Source organism: Verminephrobacter aporrectodeae subsp. tuberculatae (assembly GCF_026127385.1).
GTDB lineage: Bacteria > Pseudomonadota > Gammaproteobacteria > Burkholderiales > Burkholderiaceae_C > Acidovorax > Acidovorax aporrectodeae.
The window spans coordinates 854,833-876,371 of the sequence record NZ_QZCX01000002.1; the positions used below are offsets into that span (position 1 = coordinate 854,833).

Below are 21,539 nucleotides of genomic sequence, written 5' to 3' on the forward strand. Positions count from 1 at the left end.
TCAAACCGAATGCCTCACCTAGAATCAGCACGGCGATCGCCATCGCCGACAAGGGCACGAAGGCCATGTGCACTCCTGCAGCAACAGCGGAGATTTTCGACAGACCCGCATAAAACAGGCTGAAGCCGATTACGGTCACCACTACCCCGTAATAAGCCAACAGCCACCATACCTTCGGCGATATACTGCGGAAATCGAATGATGCCGCTTCATACAGCGCACCGGGCATGAACAGCGCTACCCCGATCAAGATCACCCAGCAGGTGACGGTGACGGCAGGCAAGCTTAAGCCGGACAATTTGCCAATCACCGAAAACATCGCTTCGCAAAACACCGCGCACAAGATCAGCAGCATACCCACCACGCCCACACCGAAGCCGCCGCCGTCGGCGGAGCGCAACTCCAATAACACTGCACCCAATACCGACAAACCGATGCCAATCGCATAGCGCTGATTCAATTTTTCATGCAGCAGCCACACCGACAACAAGGCATTGACCGCGGGCAGCATTCCAAAAATCACACCGGCATTGACCGCTGCCGTGCGCTTCAAACCCAGCAACAAGCAAACCGAGAACAAAAATATTCCGAAAAACGCCTGCGCACCAAGCAACAACGCCACCTTGCGTGGAGGCAACCGCAAAGACCCCGCCAACATACGGTTTAGCGGCACAATGAATAACAAGGCGACCGCAAACCGTATGAACGAAGCCAAAAACACTGGCACCTCGGCGCTAACGACTTTGCCGACGGCAACCGAGCTCCCGACTATGCACATGGCCAGTATTACCTGAACATGACCAATAATTTCTGGATGTAACATCGGTGTATTGCCTCTTCTCCATATTTGCATATGCAACCTGTATGTAACGTGGGAAATTTATCCAATAGCTTTAATTCATATTGCCTGACGTGAGGCTGTGGTCAATCGATATGAGTTATGGGCACCCAAGCTGGTTTGCGGGTTCACGATGCGCAACCAGTGTGTCAGCTTTGAAATGTTCATGGCATCATCTCCATATGATCATCCAGGCAAATTTGCAACCTGCACCGGCGTTGTTGCATAAATCCCGAACCACATAGTGTGCTGATGTTTGTGCGCACAACAACGGCGATGCAAGCGCTGCTGCCAGTCGCGACACGGCCCGGGTACATCCCCGACCATTTGCCAGGGAACATGCGCAGAGACACCAGCCAACGAGCCGAGCCCAAGGCGACCTACCGTGTCAGGAACTGGGCGCAGTACAACGTCGGGCTGATTGCCAGAGGAGATATCGCGGTGTGGATCGACAAGAACCTTCTGACGCCCGCACCGGCTGCGGATGTCTCCAGGCGCGCACGCCCGATCGTCTACCCGGACGCCGTCATCCAAGGCTTGCTCAGTCTCAAGCAGGTGTTTGATCTGCCGCTGCGTGCGCTGCAAGGATTCGCTCAAAGCCTGCAAGTCGTCTTGCCCGCGCTGCGCCCGGATGAGCCACTGCACTTGGCCGTTGACAGCACGGGCCTCAAGCTCTACGGCGAGGGCTGATGGAAGGTGCGCACACACGGCTGGTCCAAGCGCCGCACTTGGCGCAAGGTCCATCTGGCGATGGACACAAGGACCGGCCAGATTTGCGCGGCGCTGATGACCCACCAGGAGATGGGCGACAGCGAGGCCCTGATCGATTTGCTTGAGCAGATTCCGTGCGAAACACCGATTGACATCGTCGGCGGCGATGGCGGCGATGGCGCCTACGACACCAAAGCGTGCCACGCGCAGATTGCCGCGCGCAAAGGTGTCCTGCTCTGGCCGCAGGCCACGCCGGGCACAACTTGACACAACGCCGCCATTGACGAAATCGCAAAGGTCTTCGGTCATAGCTTGACCTCGCTGGTACTTGGCGGTGCGTGTATCGGAGAGAGTGCGGACCATGTCAAACCTCTTTGGGGAGTGGATGAAAAGCAATCGTAGTCAGCTTCGCGCAATCATTGTCACTTAAGTCTCATTTTTAAGCACAGAGCAAGAAAAATAACCAGTGTAAAAGTAGGGGTATTGGCTATTTCGTGGGCAGGGCAATCGTGCTGTCCGCCCCCTGCGTCAGAATAGTTGTCGCCTCCATAGAACCAAGAACTGGGGGCGGCGATGAAGGACAAAAATGGCTCGATACGGACAAGCATTCAAGGACAAGGCGGTGGCAAGATTGCTGCCGCCGCACAGCGCAACACTGCAAGCGGTTGCGCAGGAAGTTGGCGTTGCAGCGGAAACGCTGGATCGTTGGCGCAAAGATGCGCAGTCCAGGCCCGCCCGGCTGGCGGCGGTGATCACCACGGCGGCGATGAGCGAAGTGAGCAAGAGCGCCTGGTGCCGCGAGCACGGCGTGTACCCCAGCGAATTGGACAAGTGGTATGCCAGTTGCACTACGGCACTGACGGATCCCCAAGACCTGCGCGCCAGCCCACAGACCACGCGTGCTCCGCCCAAGCGCACCAAGGAGCTCGAACGCGATCTGCTGCGCAAAGACCGTGCGCTGGCCGAGACGGCAGCCCTGCTGGTGCTGTCAAAAAAAGTCGAGGCGATCTTCAACAAGGGCGAGGCCGCATGATCAGCCTCGAAGACCGCCAAACCATGGCCCAGTCCATCCACACAGCGCATGCCGCAGGCGCGAGGCTGCGCCTGGCCTGCAAGACCGCCGGCATCGATCTGCGCACCCTGCAGCGCTGGCAGGCCCACGCAGGGCTGACGGCCGGCGACGGCCGCCCGCAAGCCGTGCGCCCCTGCCCAGCCATGCCTTGAGCCCGGCCGAGCGCGACCGACTGCTGGCCGTGGCCAACGAACCGCGCTTTGCGGACATGTCCCCGGCACGCATCGTGCCCATGCTCGCCGACGAAGGCGTCTATCTGGCCAGCGAGTCCAGCTTCGCGCGGGTGCTGCGCGCGCATGGTCAGAACACCCATCGGGGCCGCGCCAAGGCGCCCAAGGCTACGCGCCCACCGACCACGCACATCGCCACTGCCGTGTGCCAAGCATGGTCCTGGACCTGTACAGCCGCAAAATCGTCGACTGGGAGGTCCACGACACCGACCACAGTGACCATGCGGCACGTTTGGTACAACGCACCTCGCTGGCTGAACGCATTGCCGTGCTGCAAACCAAGCCGTTGCTGCACGGCGACAACGGCTCCACGCTCTGGGCCACGACAGTGCTGGCAATGCTCAACTGGCTGGGCGTCAAGCCCTCGTACTCGCGACCGCGTGCCAGCGATGACAACGCCTATGCCGAGTCGCTGTTTCGCACGGCCAAGTACCGCCCTGAGTTCCCGGTCAAGGGCTTCGTCGATCTGCACGAGGCCAGAGCCTGGGTGGCCCCGTTCGTGCGCAGGTACAACCATGACTACCGGCACAGCGCCATGCAGGTCAAGACAAAGTGATCCTGACCGCTCAGCAGGCGCTGTACATGAGTGCTCGCGCCCTCAACCCGGCACGCTGGTCTGGCGCTACGCGCAACTGGTCGCACATTGAGGCCGTGAGCCTCAACCCCGAACCCGATTCGGTCATCAAGACGCATTCGCGCGCACAGGATATTCAGCCAATGGCTGTTTGAATGAGGCGACAACTATCTTGACACGCGCCGCTGTCAAGCAACAGCCAGCATCTGAAGCTTGAGCGTCGTGCTCCAGTTCCTCGTAGTTGCACGGGTCTTGCAGAGTCGCTCGAAAAAGCGGGTGTTGAGCTTGGTACGACCATAGCCGTCCGGGCAGTAGACGTACGCGACTTTCCCTCTGAGCGCATAGAGGTCGGGCGCATAGCCACCATTGGATGCACTTGCCTGCACTAAGATGCTCTTGAAGAAGGTGATATGCAGCTTGGAACTGTCGTGTGTCCTCCAGTCCTCAGGCAATCCGGAAATCACCTCCATAAGGTCCTTGGCGGTGAGAGCAATGACATCGACATCCGCGTAGCTGAAACGCAAACAGATCTCATCCTGTAGCAAGGTTTCCACCTGGGGCGCCTTCAGGCTTGATTCAACCAGGAGGTTACCGCTCTGTAGCAGACTGCTTGCGTTCCGCAGTCCAATGCCCTTACACACCTCGACCAATTCCTTCATCGCAATTTTTCGGAGACCACTGACGTTTATCCCACGAAGCAAACAAGCATAACGCATAGACGAACAATCTATCCTATTCTTTGACAATCGGGGGCTGAGTCCTGGAATGAATCAGTTCTCGCTTCTCGTCTATTCTTGGACACCGCCAGCAAACACACATCGCCGACAGGACGTCCCGTCCTCGCAGCAGCATCGACGATCCTGGCCCGTACGGTTCTCAGATTTTACAGCATGTTCATGCTTTACGCTGGGCGATGTAGACGCCACTCAGGATAATCAAACACGCCAGCCCCAAGTAGTCCGTGATGGACTCCTGCAGGAGCAAGGCGGCAAATGCAAGACCGAACACCGGCATGGCAAGCTGCAGCGTGGCGATACGGGCAATCCCTCCTCGCGACAGCGCGAAAAACCACAGGCCATAACCGACCAACGAGGACATCAACGCCATCCACGCTACCGCGCTCCAGAACTCCAGTGGAAGCCGCTGCAGCCCCCGCAGGGGCGTGCACAACAGAAAGATTGGCGCCAGAAGCGGCAACGAGATGGTCAGACCGAGAAAGGTGGTCGCCATCGTCCCGATTTCTTGGGCAACCCGGGCACCGCTTGCATAGCCAATCGCGCACAGCACGGCACCGAGCAGCACCCACAAATCCCCGCGGAGCGATACACCTTCGACAACCGCAGGAAGGAAGAGGCCCCGATGCACGAGCAGGAGCACGCCGCCTGCGAACGCAAGCGATGCCCCAAGCCACCAACTCAGCGCCGGCGCACGCCGTTGGGCCGCACTGCCAACCAGCACCGTCAAGATGGGAATCAGTGCCATGATCACCGTCGCATCTCCGACGGTCGTATGCTGGATGCCTACGCTCATGAAGACCGGCCAAAGGACAAAACTGCAAAGTCCGGAGAGCACCAGCAAGCCTCGCTGTCTGCCGCTCGACGGCAGTCGGTATCCAAGCACCAGCACCACGAGCAGTGCGGCGAAGCCGGCCACCATAGAGCGCAGTACACCCACGGACAAGCCACCCAGGTAGCGATTCGCAATTTTGTTGGCCACTGCAGTGCCACTCCATATCAGCAGCGCGCTAATCGCGGCAACATAGGTCAGTCTGGTCTGAGTGCTTTGCATGATGGCGATTGGCCCTCTCACCTCAATGGATGGCGAGGCGGATCGACCGCTCGGCATGCTCTTGATGAATCTCCGCCATCAGCAAGCGGACCTGCTCCTCCTCGCAGACCTCGCGCATGCGCCTGCCAGATCAGCCCAGAGAACGGCTCAAGCATCTTTTGCAAACGTGACCGCCGACCGGGGTCAAGACCCTTGAGGTACGAGCGCATCATGGCTTCGCCAAATCCGACGTGGTGGGCTTCGTCTGCGAAGGCACCTTTGACAATGTGACTGAACGCTGAATCGATCCGTGACCAGTACTTCATTTCGTACCGATAAAGCGGGTAGACCATCCCTTCCATTTCAATGTTCTGGGCGAGCGAGCCAGCAATGAAATCACCCTTGTCAACCTGTTCCAAGATCAGGTCATAGAAGCGACGGAGGGCCAAGCGGTGGAGCTTGCCGAGCGCGAGATCGAGGTGCTGCGCTGGACGGCCGACGGCAAGACCTCGACTGATACCGCCAAGATCCTGCGCATCTCCGATGCGTACGGTGAACTTCCACCTCAACAACGCGTCGGCCAAACTCGGCACCTGCAACAAGACCGCCGCCACGGTCAAGGCGTCGCTGCTGGGCCTCATCTGGTAGCGCGCGGCGCATGGAACACCGGTGCTTCGCGCCGGTCCTCCATGCCGTAGTCACGCAGCACCCAGATGCGAAAGCGCTGCTCGCCGGCGCCGGCCGGCGAGCGCAGCAGGTGGTACTCGGCCGCCGCGGCGTCCGGCCACGCGGCCAAGCGCACATGACGCGCCGCATTGAGCACGCCGGTGAAGAGACTGCAGCCGACCGGCACGGCGTCGAACGCAGTGCAAGCGATCTCTAGCGTCAGCAGCGGATGCGCGGACACTGTGCTCAGCTCGTCGGCCGCTAGCGCGGACCCGTGCCGTAGGCCCTGCTCATCGACCTGCAAGTCGATGCGTCCCACGCGCATGCGGTAGTTGTCCAGCACGCCGGCGCGGCCCTGCAACTGCACACCGTGGTGCTGCCCATGGGTGCGCCAGCGCACCAGCGACTTCTCGTCACGCCACAGCGACAATGACAGCAAGAGGCCGTCGTTGCCGTCGTTCGTGAAGCGCTCGTTCATTACGAAGCCGTCCATGGCCTGCAGCGTGGGACCCAGCTCGCCGGCCAGGCGCAGATAGTCGGAGAAGCGCTGGCTGCTGGGCTGCGTCTCGAAGATGACTGCGTACATCGATGGCAATCCTCCTAGTGATGTGCTGATATTTGCGGGGCAGGACACGAGGCCAGTGCCGTGCGCAGTTCAGGCACACGCGCGTTCAGTGAGCGGCGGTACTGCACCGGCCGCAGCACGTCGCGCGGATCCAGGCCCTCGTCTTTCAGTTGCGCCAGCGCCGCGGCGGTGATGGCCAACGCCATGCGCTGGCCCGGACAGCCGTGGCGCCCATGGCCGAAGGTGAACAGCATGGCGGGGGCCGCGCGACGGATCGAAGCGCTCGGGCTGCGCGTGCAGCGTCGGATCGCGGTTGGCGGCGGCCAGCAACAGCAGCAGGCTTTCGCCGGCGCGCACGGTGGAGCCGTCCAGCTCGAAGTCCTCGGCAGCGAAGCGGCGTGTGTTATGGATTGGCGGGTCGTGGCGCAGCACTTCGCGCAGAAAGGCCGCCGTCGCCTGCGCGTCGCGCGTGTCGGGTGCGTCCGCACCCGCGGCCAGCGCGAGCCACGCGTTGCCGATCAGGCCCGCCGTAGCCTCGAAAGCCTGCGTCATGAAGCCGATCGCGTTGGCAATCACGGCCTCGCGCATGGTGCCGCCGCCGTCGTCCCGCGCCGCGTGCTGCAGCGTCCACAGCAGGCCAAGCCGGCCGTCGGGCACGCCGTCGTCCAGCAGTTCGTCAAATAGCTGCCACAGCAGGCCGGCGGCTTCGCGGCTCGCGTTTAATTGGTCGGCGGTGCTGCTGCCCGGGCTGATGCAGCGCACCAGCAAGCTGGTCAGGCGCGCCGCCCGCGGCAGCGCCGCCGGTAGGCCCAGCAGCAGGCCCATGGTCTGCGCCGGCAGCTGGTAGCAGAAGGAGGTCAGCCCGTCGGGGTGGCGCACGGGTTCGGTCAGCGTCGCGCACTGGCGCGCCGCCTCGCGCGCGATCTCCCACAGCGTCTCGTCGCTCACCGCATCCAGGCACCGTGCGATTTGGCACTTCAGGCGTTCGTGCACCGGCCCATCGTTCATGCGCACCAGGTGCCGGAACAAGAGCCCGGCCTGCGAGCCGAGCAGTCCCGGCGGCACCGGCTCGGTCGCCGGCCGCACACGCGCGACCGGGTTCTCCAGCACCTGCGTCACCGCAGCCGCGGAGGACACCACCCAGGCGTTGAGCGCGGCGTCAAACTGCACCGGCGCCGCGCTGTGCAGCTGCGCGTAATAGTTATAGGGGTCGGGATGCGTGGGCGCGTCCAACGGCGCGCCGCCCTTTGTCTCGTTGGTCATGGTGCTGCCCTTTCGTCACAGCCGGCCGCCAGCAACTGGTCGGCCAAGAGTCGGATGATGCGCGCTTCCTGCCACTTCGAAAAAGAAGTGGTCGCCGGGCAGCCGTTTCAGGGTGCAGCCGCCCTGGGGCCTCGTCGGCCCAGCCGGCGACCCGCGTGGCATCTGCGTGCGGATCGTCGGCGCCGTGCAGCGCCAGCAGCGCCGCGCGGCCGCCGTAGCTGTACGAGGCCACGAGGTCGAAGTCGGCCTCCAAGGTCGGTAGCAGCAGGGCCAGTATATCGTCGCCCTCGAACACCTCGGCGGGCGTGCCGTTATAGCCGCGCAGCGCCTCGATCAGTCCGGCGCGGTCCAGCTGCGCCAGCGCGCGGCCGCGCTCGGTGGGCCAGTGGCGCGGCGCGACGCATGCCGACACCGCCAGCCCAAGCAGCGGCGCCGGCCGCGATGCGCCCGCAACCGCGCACCATTGGCGCGCGACTTCGTACGCGAGGATGGCTCCGAGGCTGTGGCCGACGAACAGGCTGGGCCGGTCCAGGCGCTCCGGCAGGCCGCGCCAGGCCTCGTGCTGCGCCGTGCTGGAAGCGGTGCAGCGGCGCTTCGCCGCAACGCGTGCCGCGGCCCGGCAGCGGCAGCGCCAGCAGTTCCCAATCGGCGGGCAGCGCCGCCGCCCAGCGCACGTAGGCGGTCGCGCCGGCGCCGGCATAGGGGAAGCAGAACATCCGCAGCGCCGGCTGCGGCACGGCGCGCAGCACGACCCAGGGGTCCAGCAGGGGAATGATGGCGGTGTTCATGATCAGGTCTGCACGAAGGCGCGTTCGACGACGAAATCGCCCGCGCGGCCCACGCCTTCGGACACCTTGAAGCCGCGCGTTTCGAGCAGGCCCTGCAGTTCGTTCAGCATTGCGGTGCTGTCGCAGATCATCGCGCGGTCTTCCTTGGGGTTAAGCGGCGGCAGGCCCATGTTCCGCCACAGCTGGCCGGTGCGTATCAGGTCGGTGATGCGCGCGGAGCGCGGGAAGCCTTCGCGCGACACAGTGGGGTAATAGCGCAGGCCGGCGGCGATGGCGTTGCCCAGGTACTCGTGCTTGGGCAGGCGTTCTGTGATCAGCTCGCGGTAAGCCAACTCGCTGACAGTTGTTGATTTGTATGGGTTTTCATGACTTGTGTATAATTGAATGCACTAAACCCGCCTCCAACGATTACGATAGAAATTGGTGTTCTCCGAATTTCCACTCTCTGCTCCTCATTTCATGTCAACTATGTTCCGAAATCGTCCCCGCCTTCGGAACGCTAATATTAATAATCGAGCCTTCCTTTCAAATGCGTAAAAGGCAGCATCACATTGTTCCGGTACGGTGCACGGAGTTGGAGCTTGCTATACCAACGCTCGACATGTGGAGTATACGGGCGATCGATATCGAGTTCGTAATACCGGTAACAGGTTACCCCAACTGCAATATCTGCCAGACTCAGCCTGTCACCACAAAGAAAATGACGATCAACAAGTTGTCGATCAATCAACCGAATGTGGTCTGCACAATTAGCGATTTTTTGAGAGATGCTATCCCATTGCTGCTTATCTTCCGGCGTACGGTAATAGGACCAGAAAACGCCCTTCAGAAAATCCGGCTGCAATGTTGTTAACATCCAGTCCATCCAGCGTTCTTCAAGCGATCGCGCGAAGGGATCAGATGCCCGGAAGATTTCGCCTCCATATTTGTTTGCGAGGTAACGCAGAATCGTGTGCGATTCCCAGATCGCCTCGCCATCGTCCAACACTACCGGGATACGGCCATGGGGGTTCATCGCTCGAAAAGTCGTATCATCGAGACCACCGAATTGACCACCAGCCGGCCGCCAATCATAGGTTAAGGCTAATTCATCCAGAAGCCACAAAACCTTCTGAACATTGAATGAGTCACGGCGCCCCCAGATCGTCAATCGATTCATCTTCGTCTCCCGTGCTCAATCATTCAACAGTTCACGTCCCAAGCTGCTTATTGCGTAGTTTCTATCAGATTTGGAATCGAATCAGGAGTCCATCGCAAGGCATGGAGTTTCTCCGGGTAGTGTATAGCGAACCTGCGCCACGCGAGCGCAGCCAGCCGCTGGGCGTCCGCGAGCACAATGTTCTCGTCTATCGTTACGACCCTCCCATCCCGGATCACAGGAACACCATCGTTTCGCCGCCGGGGCGTTCAGCGCATGGCTGCCGACGAGCGCAGCGTCCACGACGTCAGCTTGCTCGACGGTGTGGCACGCGCCTTCTACTGGCAGCACCTATTGGACAGCGGCGCGATGCAGAGCGGATCGGCCATCGCTCGGGCCAAAAAAACTGCATCACTCGGTGGTCAATGAACTGCTGCGCCTGACCCTGCTGGCGCCCGACATCATCGAGCAGTTCATGGCGGGCAAGCAGCCGCGTCGGCTGACCCTGATGTGGTTCCAGCGAAACCTCCTGGCGATCGACTGGCATGCCCAGCGCCAGCTCATAGCCAGTTGCTGCGTGGCAAGTTGTCGGCGTCTTGGCGGGTGCAACGCGAGGCGCTGGCAGCCGGACTTGCCGTCCATGCCAAGTCCCCAGAAATCGGTGGCCAAGCCGCGCTCGGCCGGCGTCTGCGCGTCGTCGGCCTGCGAATAGAACACCGGCACGTTCAGCGCGTGGCAGCGCCGCCGCAGCGCGGCGATGTTGGCCACCATCTCGCGCAGCAACGAGGCGTCGGCCGGATAGAACTGCAGGAAGTAGCGCTGCATGTCGTGGATCAGCACGGCGCAGTGATGGCGTTCGGGCCACCAGGCGACGCGGTTGGCCGCCCAAGCGCCGACCGTGGGAATGGGGTAGTCCTCAATGCGTGGAATGCTCATGGCTGGTCGCCCTCCTTGGCCGTAGCGCAGATACCGGGATCGGTGCGCGGATCGGCCTCGAAGGAGATTTCCGAGCGGTCCGGCGTGACGGCCAGCAGCGTTACCGAGCGCGCGGCCCACTGGCGGTGCCAGACGCCGCGCGGCACCACCAGCACGCAGCCGGCTCGCGCCAGCGTCAGCACCGGCTTCGGGCCGGACAACAACGTCACCTCGACTTCGCCGTCGAGCACGTAGAGCAACTCGTCGGCGTCCGGGTGGCATTCCCACGGCGAGACACCGCTGAAACGGCCGACATACACGGCCCCCTGGTTGAAGGTGGCCAGGCGGGGGAAGGCGGCGGCATCCTCATCGGCGTTGCTGACGGTGCCGGCCACCAGCCCGGCCAGGGCGGCGTGCACGTCGTGGGCGCGCAAATCAGTGGCGCAGATACCGGGATCGGTGCGCGGATCGACCTCGAAGGAGATTTCCGAGCGGTCCGGCGTGACGGTCAGCAGCGTTACCGAGTGCGCGGCCCACTGGCGGTGCCAGACGCCGCGCGGCACCACCAGCACGCAGCCGGCTCGCGCCAGCGTCAGCACCGGCTTCGGGCCGGACAACAACGTCACCTCGACTTCGCCGTCGAGCACGTAGAGCAACTCGTCGGCGTCCGGGTGGCATTCCCACGGCGAGGCACCGCTGAAACGGCCGACATACACGGCCCCCTGGTTGAAGGCGGCCAGGCGGGGGAAGGCGGCGGCATCCTCATCCGCGTTGCTGACGGTGCCGGCCACCAGCCCGGCCAAGGCGGCGTGCACGTCGTGGGCGCGCAAATCGGCGCCGCTCATGATTGCACCTGCGGGCTGGACGAAGCAGAGGCGGCCGGCGGACGCGACACAGCCTGGGCATGCTGGGCGTATGGTTTCGCCGGGGTCGCGTGGAGCGGCGCCGCATCGCGTTCGGCGGCCAGTTTGGCGGCGATTATTTCGCGCAGCGCCTTCTTGCTGACTTTGCCGACGCCGGTCTGGGCGAAGCTGGGCAGCAGTTCGAGTCGGTCGGGCAGTTTGAAGTCGGCCACGCCGCAATCGCGCAGGAAGCGCCTCAGCTCGGCCAGCGCGGGCGGCGCGCCGCGCGCGATGACGAAGGCGCAGCTGCGCTCGCCGAGGAAGTCGTCGGGCATCGCCACCAGGGCGACGTCGAGCACCGCCGGATGGCTCAGCAACAGGTTCTCGACCTCTTCGGCGGCCACCTTGTCGCCGCCCCGGTTGATCAGATCCTTGACACGACCCTCGACCACCAGGTGGCCGGAAGGCAACTGGCGCGCCAAGTCGCCGGTGCGGTAGAAGCCGTCGCTGGTGAAGGCGCGGGCGTTGTGCTTGGGCGCGTTGAAGTAGCCACGGATGGTGTATGGACCGCGCGTCAGCAGATTGCCGACGGCGCCGAGCGGCAGCGCGACGTCGTCGTCGACGATGCGGATCTCGCCGGCCGGCGAGATCGGCTGGCCCTGGGTGGTGGTGATGGCCTCGTCGCCGTCCTCGGCGCGGGTGTAGCAGACCAGGCCCTCGGCCATGCCGAACACCTGCTGCAAACGGCAGCCCAGCAGCGGTCCCACGCGGCGCGCCGCCTCCTCGCTGAGTTTGGCGCCGCCGACCTGCAGCAGGCGCAAGCTGGACAGGTCGGGCCGCAGCGCCGGTGCCTGCTCCATCCATATCAAGACCAGCGGCGGCACCAGAGCGGTGATGGTGACGCGCTCGTCGGCGATCAGATCGAAGGCCTGCTCCGGATCGCCACCCTGGGCGAACACCACACGGCCGCCGGCGTGCAGCACGCCGAGTATGCCCGGCGAGCTGAGCGGGAAGTTGTGCGCCACCGGCAGCACGGCCAAGTAGACGCTGTCGGCGTCGAGCTGGCAGATGTTGGCGCTGGCGCGGATGCTGTAGGCGTAGTCGGCGTGGGTGCGCGGGAACAGCTGCCACAGCAGGCCGGCGGCTTCGCGGCTCGCGTTGAATTGGTCGGCGGTGCTGCTGACCGGGCTGATGCAGCGCACCAGCAAGCTGGTCAGGCGCACCGCCCGCGGCGGCAGCGCCGCCGCCGGTAGGCCCAGCAGCAGGCCCATGGTCTGCGCCGGCAGCTGGTAGCAGAAGGAGGTCAGCCCGTCGGGGTGGCGCACGGGTTCGGTCAGCGTCGCGCACTGGCGCGCCGCCTCGCGCGCGACCTCCCACAGCGTCTCGTCGCTCACCGCATCCAGGCACCGCGCGACTTGGCACTTCAGGCGTTCGTGCACCGGTCCATCGTTCATGCGCACCAGGTGCCCGAACAAGAGCCCGGCCTGCGAGCCGAGCAGTCCCGGCGGCACCGGCTCGGCCGCCGGCCGCACACGCGCGACCGGGTTCTCCAGCATCTGCGTCACCGCAGCCGCGGAGGACACCACCCAGGCGTTGAGCGCGGCGTCAAACTGCACCGGCGCCGCGCTGTGCAACTGCGCGTAGTAGTTATAGGGGTCGGGATGCGTGGGCGCGTCCAATGGCGCCGTCACCGGCGCGCCGCCCTTCGTTTCGCTGGTCATGGTGCTGCCCTTTCGTCACAGTTGGCCGTCAGCAACTGGTCGGCCAAGAGTCGGATGATGCGCGCTTCCTGCCATTCGAAGAAGAAGTGGTCGCCGGGCAGCCGTTTCAGGGTGCAGCCGCCCTGGGCCTCGTCGGCCCAGCCGGCGACCCGCGCGGCATCTGCGTGCGGATCGTCGGCGCCGTGCAGCACCAGCAGCGGCAGCGCCGCGCGGCCGCCGTAGCTGTACGAGGCCACGAGGTCGAAGTCGGCCTTCAAGGTCGGCAGCAGGTCCAGTATAGTTCGTCGTCCTCGAACACCTCGGCGGGCGTGCCGTTATAGCCGCGCAGCGCCTCGACCAGTCCGGCGCGGGCAAGCGAAGAAGCAAACCGATGGCCCGCAAACCCGCGCCAATACACGACTTCGGGTCTTGAATGTTCAAGAGGACAGCAGAGAACAGAGAGAGAAAAACGGCGGAATGTGCGCCTGGAGGGGCCACTTCGACAGGGGTGTGCTCAAGAGGCCAGGGTGCGAGACCGCGCCAGCACGGGGGGATCAGGTAAAAAAAATCCCAACCGGATAAGGGTTGGGATTTTGCATAGTGGTGGTGGAATACGGACTTGAACCCAGAACCCTTCTTACGACAGAAGCCAAACAGTGCTAACGTTTGTGTACGTATAGCGGACAAAGCGTTGATCAAGCAAACGGTTTGCGCACGAGAATATCAACTGCGAAGATACCTAGCACAGCCCCAGAAACCCAGCGTTGAGCGCGCATGGCGGATGGGTGCTTGGCAAGGTATTTGCTAACCGTCGAAGCGGTTAAGACAATCATGCCATTGATACTAACAGAGATGACAATCTGGATAATCCCAAGTTGGATGAATTGCGGCAAAGTCGATCCAGTTGAGGGATCGATAAACTGAGGTATCAGCGCCGAGTACATTAGCGCAATTTTAGGGTTAAGCAGATTTGTCACCAGACCCATAGTGAACAGTCGCCGAGGCGAGTGAGGTGGCAACTCTCGTACCTCGAAAGGCGACACCCCCTTGGGCTTGACCATGTTCCAGGCTAGGTAACCCAGGTAGAAAGCTCCTGCAATCCTAACAACATCATAGGCTATCGGTACTGCTTTGAATAAGGCAGCCAGCCCCAGACCTGACGCCAACAGATAGCACAAAAAGCCCAGAGTTACGCCCGCTAGTGAAATAATCCCTGCCAGTCGTCCCTGGGAAATTGTCCGCGATGTTAGATAGACCATGTTCGGTCCGGGCGTCAGTACCATACCCAAAGCGATGATGGCCATACCTGCCATATGCTCGAATGCAATCATTGGTATTCTCCCTTGACAATTGATGAATGGAGAGATGATTGCTTATCACGCCAGCGAAGATCGCCTCGAAACAAAGCGTGCTGCGCACGCTGGGCAACCGGCCGCACCACGATTTCATCGACATTGACATGAGCTGGGAGGTTGGCGACCCCAACAACCACCTGTGCGATATCGTTTGCGGCCAGCGGTCGATCAACGTTCTCGTATACGGCCCTGGCCCTCTCAGCATCGCCACGAAGGCGATTCAGGGCAAATTCCGGCGTGTTCACCATGCCGGGCAATACTTCAGTGATCCGCACTGGTACGCCCTTCATCTCGAGGCGCAATGATTGCGTGAGTGCTCGCTGGGCGCTCTTGGCCGCGCAGTAACCACCGCCGCCTTCGTATCCGGCCAGTGCAGCGGTGGAAGTAATATTCATGATGCACCCTTGGGATTCGACGAGTCGAGGCAGCAAAAGCTGGATCATGCGCAAAGTGCCCAGCACGTTTGTGTTGAACATGTTTGTCCAATCATCAGCATTCGCTTGGCCGACCGCATCTAAACCAAGTGCTCCGCCCGCGCAGTTCACCAGCAAATCGCAACGGGTGACAGGCCCAACATCGATTTCCTGGGCCTTGGTTACATCCACTACGATGGCGTGCCCATTTATTTCACTGGCGATGTTCTCTAGCCGTTCCCGTCTGCGCGCCACAAGAAATACCTTCCAGCCACCGCCGGCCAGCAATCGGGCACAGGCTTCGCCAATGCCACTGCTTGCTCCTGTAATAACTGCTGTTTTCAAGATTGAATTTCCTTCTCTGACTCTGGTTTTAATGGTTGGGATTTTGCATTTTGGTGGTGCAACAGGCAGCCGAGTTCACACCCATTCTCCGAACCAGATAGTAGCGCATTGGCCTGGAGGGTACGGTTTTGATAATTTGGCCATGTAACTGCTCACTCCATGCATTCCTCTGGGTAGGAACGAGTGCGTCGAGGTTGGGTAGCTGTTGCATCGAGTTGCGGATTATGGCCTACGGTGAGGGGCTGAGTAGTTACACAGCGTGTAGCTCTACACGCCTCAGCGTGTAACCTACGATGTCCGAGACCGGCCGTCTACTTCTGGGCGGCGACCATCATGTCTGGCGCATCAAGAGTACATGGCAGTCAGTAGGCGCTGCATTTCGGCTGCCGGCACGACCTTCTTGTGCGTGGCGATGGTCCACGTGTTGCCGAACGGATCCATAATTCGTCCCTCGCGCGAGCCAAAGAACATGTCTCTCACCGGGCTCAGTTCCTTGGCGCCCACCTTCAAGGCCAGCGCGAAGGTGGCATCCGAATCGCTCACATATATCTGCGCCAGCAGCGGCTGTTCCGGCCAGCCTTCCGTCGCTTCGCCCAAGTTGAGGCGAGAGTCACCGATTTGCAGTTCGCAATGGACCACCTTGCCATCTGGCGAGGTCAAACGCAGAACCTCCTCGGCGCCGAAGACTTTCTTGTAGAAAGTCACCGCTTCGGCCACGTTGCTGACGATGGTGTTCGGCGTGACGGTGTGAAATCCTTCAGGTTTTCCATACGTGATCATTTGTTTCTCCTTGGTTGAAAAGTTAGTGTAGGGTCTGCAAAGTGACGCATGATACAAATTAAAGTCACCATGCAACATTGCTCTCTATGACCTCCCGCCACGATCTGGGGCGGGCGGTTACGTCCGACCCATGCAACGCGGTGACGAAGCAGAAAATGCTTAGGGCCCGTGGCGGAATAACTTGAACATTCGGCGCAGCAGGGCTCCTCGTGAGGTCCCCCGCGAAATGGTCAAGTTGTTCCTGAACGCGCCCTTAGCGGTCGGAGCAATAGCATGCCGTTCCGCCATCATGCCCCGAGTGCGGCCCCGCCGTCGACACACAAATTGTGCATTGTAATGTGGCGCGCGCCGTCCGAGCAAAGAAACAGCACTGCGGCGGCGATGTCGGCCGCCTCGGCGATGCGCCCCAGCGGTATGCCGGTGCGGAACTGTTCCAACGATCCGGCCACCACGCGCGCTGCCGCCGCGTCGTCGCCGTCCCACAGCGCGCGCTGCATCGGCGTGTCGGTCGAACCGGGCGAGACCACGTTGCAGCGGATGCCCAGGCTGGCCAGCTCCAGCCCTAATCTTACTGTGTTAGTAAATTCAAGGAATTATGAGAGAATCTTCTCACACAGGAGATGAGCCTTGAAAGACGAACTGCAAGAGTTTGAACGCTACCTTGAGCATTTGGGAGGCGGACTGGGCCATGCGGACCGGCAAGCCGGGTTGCGCGGGTATTGCATCGGCCTGATGGCGCCGCTTGCGCGCAAGAGCGTGGAGCCGATGGCCGCACACTTGGCGCCGCAGGCCACTCGCTCGCGTCACCAGTCGCTGCACCACTTCGTGGCCCAGTCGTCATGGTCGGACGAAGAGATGCTGCGGCGCGTTGCGCAATGGGTCGTGCCAGCGATGGACTTTGGAGATGGAGGCTGGTGGATCGTGGACGACACCGGCTTTCCCAAACAGGGCGAGCACTCGGTGGGAGTGGCCCGACAGTACTGCGGCATGCTGGGTAAGCAGGACAACTGCCAAGTGGCCGTCAGCGTCAGTCTGGCTTGCTTGGCGGGCAGCCTGCCCACGGCCTGGCAGTTGTACCTGCCCCAGCAATGGGCCGATGACATGGCGCGGCGCGAGAAGGCCGGTGTGCCCGAAAATGTGTCGTTCGCCACCAAGTGGCAGATCGCGCAGGCGCAGATCGAGCACTTGGTGGAGCAAGGCGCGCCAAAGCACACCGTGCTGGCCGATGCAGGCTACGGGGTGGTCACCGCATTTCGTGAGGGCCTGACGGCGATGGGCCTGACTTACGTGGTGGGCGTGACGGGGCAGGTGACGGTGTGGCCGCCGGGGCATGCCCCGCTGGCGCCGCGGCCGCGCAGTGGCCGCGGCGTGGTGGCCACCCGCCAGCGTTTGGGCGATGCCAGGCACGAGCGACCGCTGTCCGTGAAGGAAGTGGCGTTGGGGTTGGAGCCGACCCAATGGCAAAGCATCGAGTGGCGTGAGGGGACGAACTTCACATTGCGTTCGCGTTTTGCGCGAGTGCGCGTGCATGCGGCCCACCGCGAGCACCTGCGCACAGAGCAGCGAGCGCAAGAGTGGCTGCTCATCGAATGGCCCGAAGGCCATGAAGAGCCAATGAAATACTGGCTGTCCACGCTGGCAGAGGACATCACACTGGAGCGCATGGTGTTTGAGGCCAAGATGCGCTGGCGCATCGAGCGCGACTACCAGGACCTCAAGCAAGACCTGGGTCTGGGGCACTACGAAGGGCGCAATTGGAGGGGCTTTCACCACCACGCCAGCTTGGCCATCGCTGCCTACGGTTTTTTGATGGCGCAGCAGCTGCGCCACCCGGAAGGTGGGGGTAAGAAAAACTCTGCACGAAGCGAAGAACCTGCCCTACCCACGCATTACAAGCCTCGCGGCAGCCCCGCGCACGCAGCGCCACGTCCGATCGTCGATCACAACTTTGCGGCTGCGTATCGCCGCAGCCTTGCTCAGGACGCTGCCGCGCTGCCCATGCTGCCTGCGCGTAAACGCGAGAATTCGTTTATGACACAGTAAGACTAGTTGCGCTTGCAGCCGGTGGTAGTATTTTCGGTCAATTTACTACTGGATCGAATCATGAAGAAGCTTCCTTCCGTCGGCATCGTTGGCGCCACAGGCGCGGTCGGCGTCCAACTCATCAAATGCCTTGAGGTGCGCGGTTTTCCGCTGTCAAGTCTCAGGTTGTTCGCATCTGCTCGGTCTGCAGGGAAAAGGCTACCGTTTCGTGGCCAGGATCTGATCGTTGAAGAACTCGGAAGCCGCAGTTTCGAGGGTTTGGACATCGCCCTGTTTTCTGCCGGTGGTTCGACGTCTAGGGAGTACATCCCGATCGCGGCAAAGGCAGGCACGGTCTCCATCGACAACTCTTCGGCCTTTCGAATGACCGACGGCGTGCCGCTGATCGTCCCGGAAGTCAATCCCCAGGCGCTTGGACCCGACGACAAGATCATCGCCAACCCTAACTGCTCAACCATCATCGCGCTGGTCCCGCTGTGGCCCATCCACCAGCGCCTGTCGATCTCCCGCGTGGTGGTCTCTACGTACCAAGCAGCTTCTGGTGCGGGCGCAGCCGGGATGGCGGAGCTGGAGCACTCAACCCGGGCGCACCTCGCTGGCGAGGCATTTGCCCCGCAGGTCTTCCCCCATTCGTACGCCTTCAACGTCTTCAGCCACAACTCGAAGGTCGACATCGAAGACGGCGACAACGAAGAAGAAGCGAAGATGCTGAAGGAGACGCGGAAGATCTTCTCCGCTCCAGGTTTCCGGATCTCCGCCACGTGTGTGCGAGTGCCCGTAATGCGAGCGCACTGCGAGTCGCTCCACGTCGAATGCGAGAAGCCGGTCGACCTGGAAGAGGTTCGAGGCATCCTGTCGAACGCCCCCGGCGTTCGGATCGTGGATGACCGGGCCGGCAACAAGTTTCCGATGCCCGTCGAGGCCAGCGGCCAAGATGACATCCTGGTCGGCCGTCTGCGCATGGACACTACCGACCCGACAAATCGCAGTTTCTGGATGTTCGTTTCCGGGGACCAACTGCTAAAGGGTGCGGCGCTCAATGCTGTCCAGATCGCGGAGTTGCTGCTGCAGAAGTAGCCCCTACATCCGCTTCGGAAACCGCTGATCGCAGGAGCGCAGCGCACGCGCCCAACGTGACGACGTTCTGGCTCCTCAGATCGAGCGCGTTTGGCAGGCCAACATGCAGGTCTACGGGGCTGACAAGGTCTGGCGTCAACTTGCTCGCGAAGGGACGGCGGCGGCGCGATGCACGGTCGAACGGCTGATGCGTCGACTCGGACTGCGCGGCGTGATGCGAGGCAAGATCGTGCGAATGACGATCAGCGACAGCAAGGCGTCATGCCCGCTGGACAAGGTCAACCGCCAGTTCCGCGCGGAGCGGCCGAACCAGCTCTGGGTCTCGGACTTCACCTACGTGTCGACGTGGCAGGGCTGGCAGTACGTGGCCTTCGTCATTGACGTCTTCGCCAGGCGCATCGTCGGCTGGCGCGTCAGCAGTTCGATGCGAACGGACTTCGTCCTCGATGCCTTGGAGCAGGCGTTGTACGCGCGGCAACCCGAACGGGATCGCAGCCTGGTGATTCACTCCGACCGCGGGTCGCAGCCCAGTGTCCGTCAGAAGGGTGTTCTGGTCCGTTCGGCACCGCACGCGGCAATGAGCAAGGGGATCCCGACCGGGAGCCTCCGGTGCCCTGTAGCGCATAGCGACAGGTGGCGGTGAGGATGCACGTTCGAGCTGCGGTAGGCAGGGATCTCTACGCCATCCGGCAGTCGTCGTCCTGCTCCGCTGTTCCAGGATTGAACAAGAGGTGGGAGCAGCCATTTGGCGGAGGGCTTGCCGTCTCGATCCACGCTACCACGCCGTTCTCGCCGTCAAGGTCTGCGCGCTCGCGGGGCGAGCGCTTGCGGCCTGCGGCCGTCTTCGAACCCTGACTGCTGCGCTGCGCCGTGGTGCTCCGGTCTCGGGCAATCCCGCCCGACACAGACCGGAGTTCGCCATGTCGATGACTTCCACTTCTTCCGCTGATGCCGCGCTGCTGGTGCGCGATGTCGATGGGCAGTACCGTCCTGCGCGTGCCGAAGAGGTGCTGTCGCAGGCGCGGCGCGTGCTGTCGCAACGGGTGCGGCGCGGTGCCACGATGTCGTCGCCGCAGGCGGTGAAGGACTACCTGCGCCTGGAGATCGGTGTGCTGGAGCACGAGGTGTTCTGCGTGCTGTTCGTCGATGCGCAGCACCGGATCATCGAGTTGAAGCAGATGTTCCGCGGCACGGTCACGCAGACCGCGGTGTATCCGCGCGAGGTGGTCAAGGCCGCGCTGGGGTGCAACGCGGCGGCAGTCTTGCTGGCGCACAACCATCCTTCGGGCGCGGCCGAACCGAGCGGTGCCGACGAGTTCCTGACGCAGACACTGAAGACGGCGCTCGCGCTGGTGGACGTGCGGATGCTCGATCACCTGGTGGTGACGGGAGCCGATGTCCGTTCGTTTGCGGAGCTGGGGTTGCTTTGAGCCTCTGGGGGCACCTCGCGTGCCCCTTCGTTGTCTCTCGTTCGCCGGCCGGGTCAGGCAAGGCTGATCCGCCTGACATCGAGCGCGAAGGGGCCGACCTGGCGGGAGGCAATCATCAGGCCGACCTGGCGGATGCGGGCGGGGTCGAGCGCGGGTGCATTGGTGACTTCGCGTCCGTGGAAGCTGGCGCGGAAGTCGGCCAGCGGCAGATACAGGGTCTGCCAGACGGCGCCCGCGGGCGCGAAGCTGGCCTGGTAGTTCAGGCTGTCGAAACCGTCGTCGGTGAACAGACTGAGCTTGAACTGCTTGGATCGCGTCGCACTTCAATCAGGCAGGTTGCGGCACCGGGAAAGCCTCGATCGCCGGGGCCGGACCTCACGGAGGCGAAGCCGCCGTTGTGCTCCAGCGAGACTTCGCTTTCGAAGACGGCGTGCCCGGTGGGGGCACTGCGCAGCCTGCTGCGAGAGATGCCGCCCATCACGCGGGCGTCGATGGCGTGCCACGTGTTCGCCGCGGTCGGGTCGGTGAAGTCGAACAGCGGCTTGGACATTCTTGCTGCTCCTGGCATGGCAAGTGGAAGGGCGGCCGGGGATCGTGGGCCCTGTGTCCTTCACGCTGCGCGTGAACGAGGCCCGCTTGGCGAACTGACCGGCTTGCAGGTCGCTGCGCTCGGTGCGGCGCCTGCCAGATCGCCACCCCGGTCACCCGCCAAGCCCGGAGCCGGGCCGCTCAATACAGGGTGCAGAGAAGTGCCCGCAGCGGCTGCGCCGCTGCAAGCCAGCGATCAGCGGCTCGACCGCGGCGCCAGTCGCTGCGCTTTGTGTCACGTCGGCCGCAGAGCCGCCGCTGCTCGTGATCGTGCGGTCGGCTGCGCTGCAACGGCTGCGCCAGGCGAACTGGCACATCGGCCGCGACGCTGCGTCGCCCGTGGAGAGGGGGCAGCCTGTGCGCCAGTCGTCCCTCCGCGCTCCCCCCACGCGCCCCCGTCGAATTGCGAGGGGGACTTGTGGGGGGATCTTCAAGCGGT

21 protein-coding genes and 8 pseudogenes are annotated in these 21,539 nt (G+C 62.7%); 9 read left to right on the forward strand and 20 right to left on the reverse strand.

The genetic code is table 11. The features are described 5' to 3' along the window. Positions 1–34 precede the first annotated feature (34 nt). A pseudogene (locus D5041_RS22135) lies at positions 35–319 on the reverse strand (EamA family transporter); the annotation flags it as partial. On the opposite strand from D5041_RS22135, the gene D5041_RS11850 reads away from it, so the two are divergent. Beyond that, positions 228–449 carry a hypothetical protein gene (locus tag D5041_RS11850; protein WP_265284814.1) on the forward strand — a complete coding sequence of 74 codons (222 nt, stop codon included), beginning with the start codon at positions 228–230 and terminating at the stop codon, positions 447–449. The pseudogene D5041_RS22135 and the gene D5041_RS11850 overlap by 92 nt on opposite strands. A 14-nt stretch (positions 450–463) precedes the next feature. Here D5041_RS11850 and D5041_RS22140 read toward each other — a convergent pair. Continuing rightward, positions 464–853: pseudogene (locus tag D5041_RS22140) on the reverse strand (EamA family transporter); the annotation flags it as partial. Between the two features lie 324 nt (positions 854–1,177). Here D5041_RS22140 and D5041_RS11860 point away from each other — a divergent pair. Then, positions 1,178–1,813 (forward strand): annotated as a pseudogene (locus tag D5041_RS11860) (transposase); the annotation flags it as partial. Between the two features lie 322 nt (positions 1,814–2,135). Continuing rightward, positions 2,136–3,580, forward strand: a pseudogene (locus D5041_RS11865) (integrase core domain-containing protein). Between the two features lie 33 nt (positions 3,581–3,613). On the opposite strand, the gene D5041_RS11870 reads toward D5041_RS11865, so the two are convergent. The 3 genes from D5041_RS11870 to D5041_RS11880 all read right to left on the reverse strand — a co-directional run bounded on the left by D5041_RS11870 (position 3,614) and on the right by D5041_RS11880 (position 5,611). Then, positions 3,614–4,141, reverse strand: a complete 528-nt coding sequence (locus D5041_RS11870) for a DUF1697 domain-containing protein (protein WP_265284816.1) — start codon at positions 4,139–4,141, stop codon at positions 3,614–3,616. Positions 4,142–4,319: 178 nt separating this feature from the next. After that, positions 4,320–5,213 carry a DMT family transporter gene (locus D5041_RS11875; protein WP_265284817.1) on the reverse strand — a complete coding sequence of 298 codons (894 nt, stop codon included), beginning with the start codon at positions 5,211–5,213 and terminating at the stop codon, positions 4,320–4,322. Positions 5,214–5,230: 17 nt separating this feature from the next. Then, the gene (locus tag D5041_RS11880; protein ID WP_265284818.1) at positions 5,231–5,611 is read right to left on the reverse strand and encodes a hypothetical protein; all 381 of its coding nucleotides are present in this window, start codon (positions 5,609–5,611) and stop codon (positions 5,231–5,233) included. A 39-nt stretch (positions 5,612–5,650) separates the two neighbouring features. Here D5041_RS11880 and D5041_RS11885 point away from each other — a divergent pair. Next, positions 5,651–5,840, forward strand: a pseudogene (locus D5041_RS11885) (LuxR C-terminal-related transcriptional regulator); the annotation flags it as partial. Here D5041_RS11885 and D5041_RS11890 read toward each other — a convergent pair. The 6 genes and pseudogenes from D5041_RS11890 to D5041_RS11910 form a co-directional block, all read right to left on the reverse strand. After that, positions 5,830–6,444 (reverse strand): antibiotic biosynthesis monooxygenase family protein, encoded by a 615-nt coding sequence (locus D5041_RS11890; RefSeq protein WP_265284819.1) that lies wholly within the window; start codon positions 6,442–6,444, stop codon positions 5,830–5,832. The pseudogene D5041_RS11885 and the gene D5041_RS11890 sit on opposite strands and share 11 nt — an antisense overlap. 69 nt (positions 6,445–6,513) lie before the next feature. After that, complete coding sequence (locus tag D5041_RS11895; RefSeq protein WP_265284820.1) at positions 6,514–7,686, reverse strand: cytochrome P450; 1,173 nt, start codon at positions 7,684–7,686, stop codon at positions 6,514–6,516. Next, positions 7,625–8,386 (reverse strand): thioesterase II family protein, encoded by a 762-nt coding sequence (locus D5041_RS11900; RefSeq protein WP_265284821.1) that lies wholly within the window; start codon positions 8,384–8,386, stop codon positions 7,625–7,627. The genes D5041_RS11895 and D5041_RS11900 overlap by 62 nt, the downstream gene beginning before the upstream one ends. Further along, positions 8,316–8,474 (reverse strand): annotated as a pseudogene (locus D5041_RS22145) (thioesterase II family protein); the annotation flags it as partial. The pseudogene D5041_RS22145 and the gene D5041_RS11900, both read right to left, overlap by 71 nt. Before the next feature lie 2 nt (positions 8,475–8,476). Next, on the reverse strand, positions 8,477–8,806 hold the full coding sequence (locus D5041_RS11905) for a ferredoxin reductase domain-containing protein (protein ID WP_265284822.1): 330 nt from the start codon (positions 8,804–8,806) through the stop codon (positions 8,477–8,479). Positions 8,807–8,979: 173 nt separating this feature from the next. After that, positions 8,980–9,633: a glutathione S-transferase gene (locus D5041_RS11910; protein ID WP_265284823.1), complete on the reverse strand. Its 654-nt coding sequence runs from the start codon at positions 9,631–9,633 to the stop codon at positions 8,980–8,982. Positions 9,634–9,810: 177 nt separating this feature from the next. Here D5041_RS11910 and D5041_RS11915 point away from each other — a divergent pair. Beyond that, positions 9,811–10,183: pseudogene (locus tag D5041_RS11915) on the forward strand (hypothetical protein); the annotation flags it as partial. A 361-nt stretch (positions 10,184–10,544) separates the two neighbouring features. Here D5041_RS11915 and D5041_RS11925 read toward each other — a convergent pair. The 7 genes from D5041_RS11925 to D5041_RS11955 form a co-directional block, all read right to left on the reverse strand. Beyond that, on the reverse strand, positions 10,545–11,372 hold the full coding sequence (locus tag D5041_RS11925) for a cupin domain-containing protein (protein ID WP_265284824.1): 828 nt from the start codon (positions 11,370–11,372) through the stop codon (positions 10,545–10,547). Beyond that, positions 11,369–13,090, reverse strand: a complete 1,722-nt coding sequence (locus D5041_RS11930; RefSeq protein ID WP_265284825.1) for an AMP-binding protein — start codon at positions 13,088–13,090, stop codon at positions 11,369–11,371. Before D5041_RS11930 ends, D5041_RS11925 begins: the two co-directional genes overlap by 4 nt. Further along, positions 13,087–13,368, reverse strand: a complete 282-nt coding sequence (locus tag D5041_RS11935; RefSeq protein ID WP_407702277.1) for a thioesterase II family protein — start codon at positions 13,366–13,368, stop codon at positions 13,087–13,089. The genes D5041_RS11930 and D5041_RS11935 overlap by 4 nt, the downstream gene beginning before the upstream one ends. Positions 13,369–13,764: 396 nt before the next feature. Further along, positions 13,765–14,400 (reverse strand): LysE family translocator, encoded by a 636-nt coding sequence (locus tag D5041_RS11940; RefSeq protein WP_010100730.1) that lies wholly within the window; start codon positions 14,398–14,400, stop codon positions 13,765–13,767. Next, complete coding sequence (locus D5041_RS11945) at positions 14,397–15,182, reverse strand: SDR family NAD(P)-dependent oxidoreductase (protein ID WP_010100728.1); 786 nt, start codon at positions 15,180–15,182, stop codon at positions 14,397–14,399. The genes D5041_RS11940 and D5041_RS11945 overlap by 4 nt, the downstream gene beginning before the upstream one ends. Positions 15,183–15,527: 345 nt before the next feature. Further along, positions 15,528–15,962 carry a VOC family protein gene (locus tag D5041_RS11950; protein WP_010100726.1) on the reverse strand — a complete coding sequence of 145 codons (435 nt, stop codon included), beginning with the start codon at positions 15,960–15,962 and terminating at the stop codon, positions 15,528–15,530. A 287-nt stretch (positions 15,963–16,249) separates the two neighbouring features. Next, complete coding sequence (locus tag D5041_RS11955; RefSeq protein ID WP_321162189.1) at positions 16,250–16,522, reverse strand: SDR family oxidoreductase; 273 nt, start codon at positions 16,520–16,522, stop codon at positions 16,250–16,252. Between the two features lie 67 nt (positions 16,523–16,589). On the opposite strand from D5041_RS11955, the gene D5041_RS11960 reads away from it, so the two are divergent. The 4 genes and pseudogenes from D5041_RS11960 to D5041_RS11975 all read left to right on the forward strand — a co-directional run bounded on the left by D5041_RS11960 (position 16,590) and on the right by D5041_RS11975 (position 20,512). After that, positions 16,590–18,005: an IS701 family transposase gene (locus D5041_RS11960; protein WP_265284826.1), complete on the forward strand. Its 1,416-nt coding sequence runs from the start codon at positions 16,590–16,592 to the stop codon at positions 18,003–18,005. A gap of 60 nt (positions 18,006–18,065) precedes the next feature. After that, the gene (locus D5041_RS11965; protein ID WP_010099685.1) at positions 18,066–19,082 is read left to right on the forward strand and encodes an aspartate-semialdehyde dehydrogenase; all 1,017 of its coding nucleotides are present in this window, start codon (positions 18,066–18,068) and stop codon (positions 19,080–19,082) included. Between the two features lie 37 nt (positions 19,083–19,119). Continuing rightward, a pseudogene (locus tag D5041_RS11970) lies at positions 19,120–19,608 on the forward strand (IS3 family transposase); the annotation flags it as partial. Positions 19,609–20,002: 394 nt separating this feature from the next. After that, entirely contained in the window at positions 20,003–20,512 is a 510-nt protein-coding gene (locus D5041_RS11975; protein ID WP_265284827.1) for a RadC family protein, read from the forward strand. 53 nt (positions 20,513–20,565) lie between these two features. Here D5041_RS11975 and D5041_RS11980 read toward each other — a convergent pair whose 3' ends face one another. Next, a complete protein-coding gene (locus tag D5041_RS11980) occupies positions 20,566–20,802 on the reverse strand; it encodes a CIA30 family protein (RefSeq protein ID WP_321162190.1) in 237 nt (78 codons plus the stop codon). Further along, a complete protein-coding gene (locus D5041_RS11985; protein ID WP_010099680.1) occupies positions 20,772–21,062 on the reverse strand; it encodes a CIA30 family protein in 291 nt (96 codons plus the stop codon). Before D5041_RS11985 ends, D5041_RS11980 begins: the two co-directional genes overlap by 31 nt. Positions 21,063–21,539 lie beyond the last annotated feature (477 nt).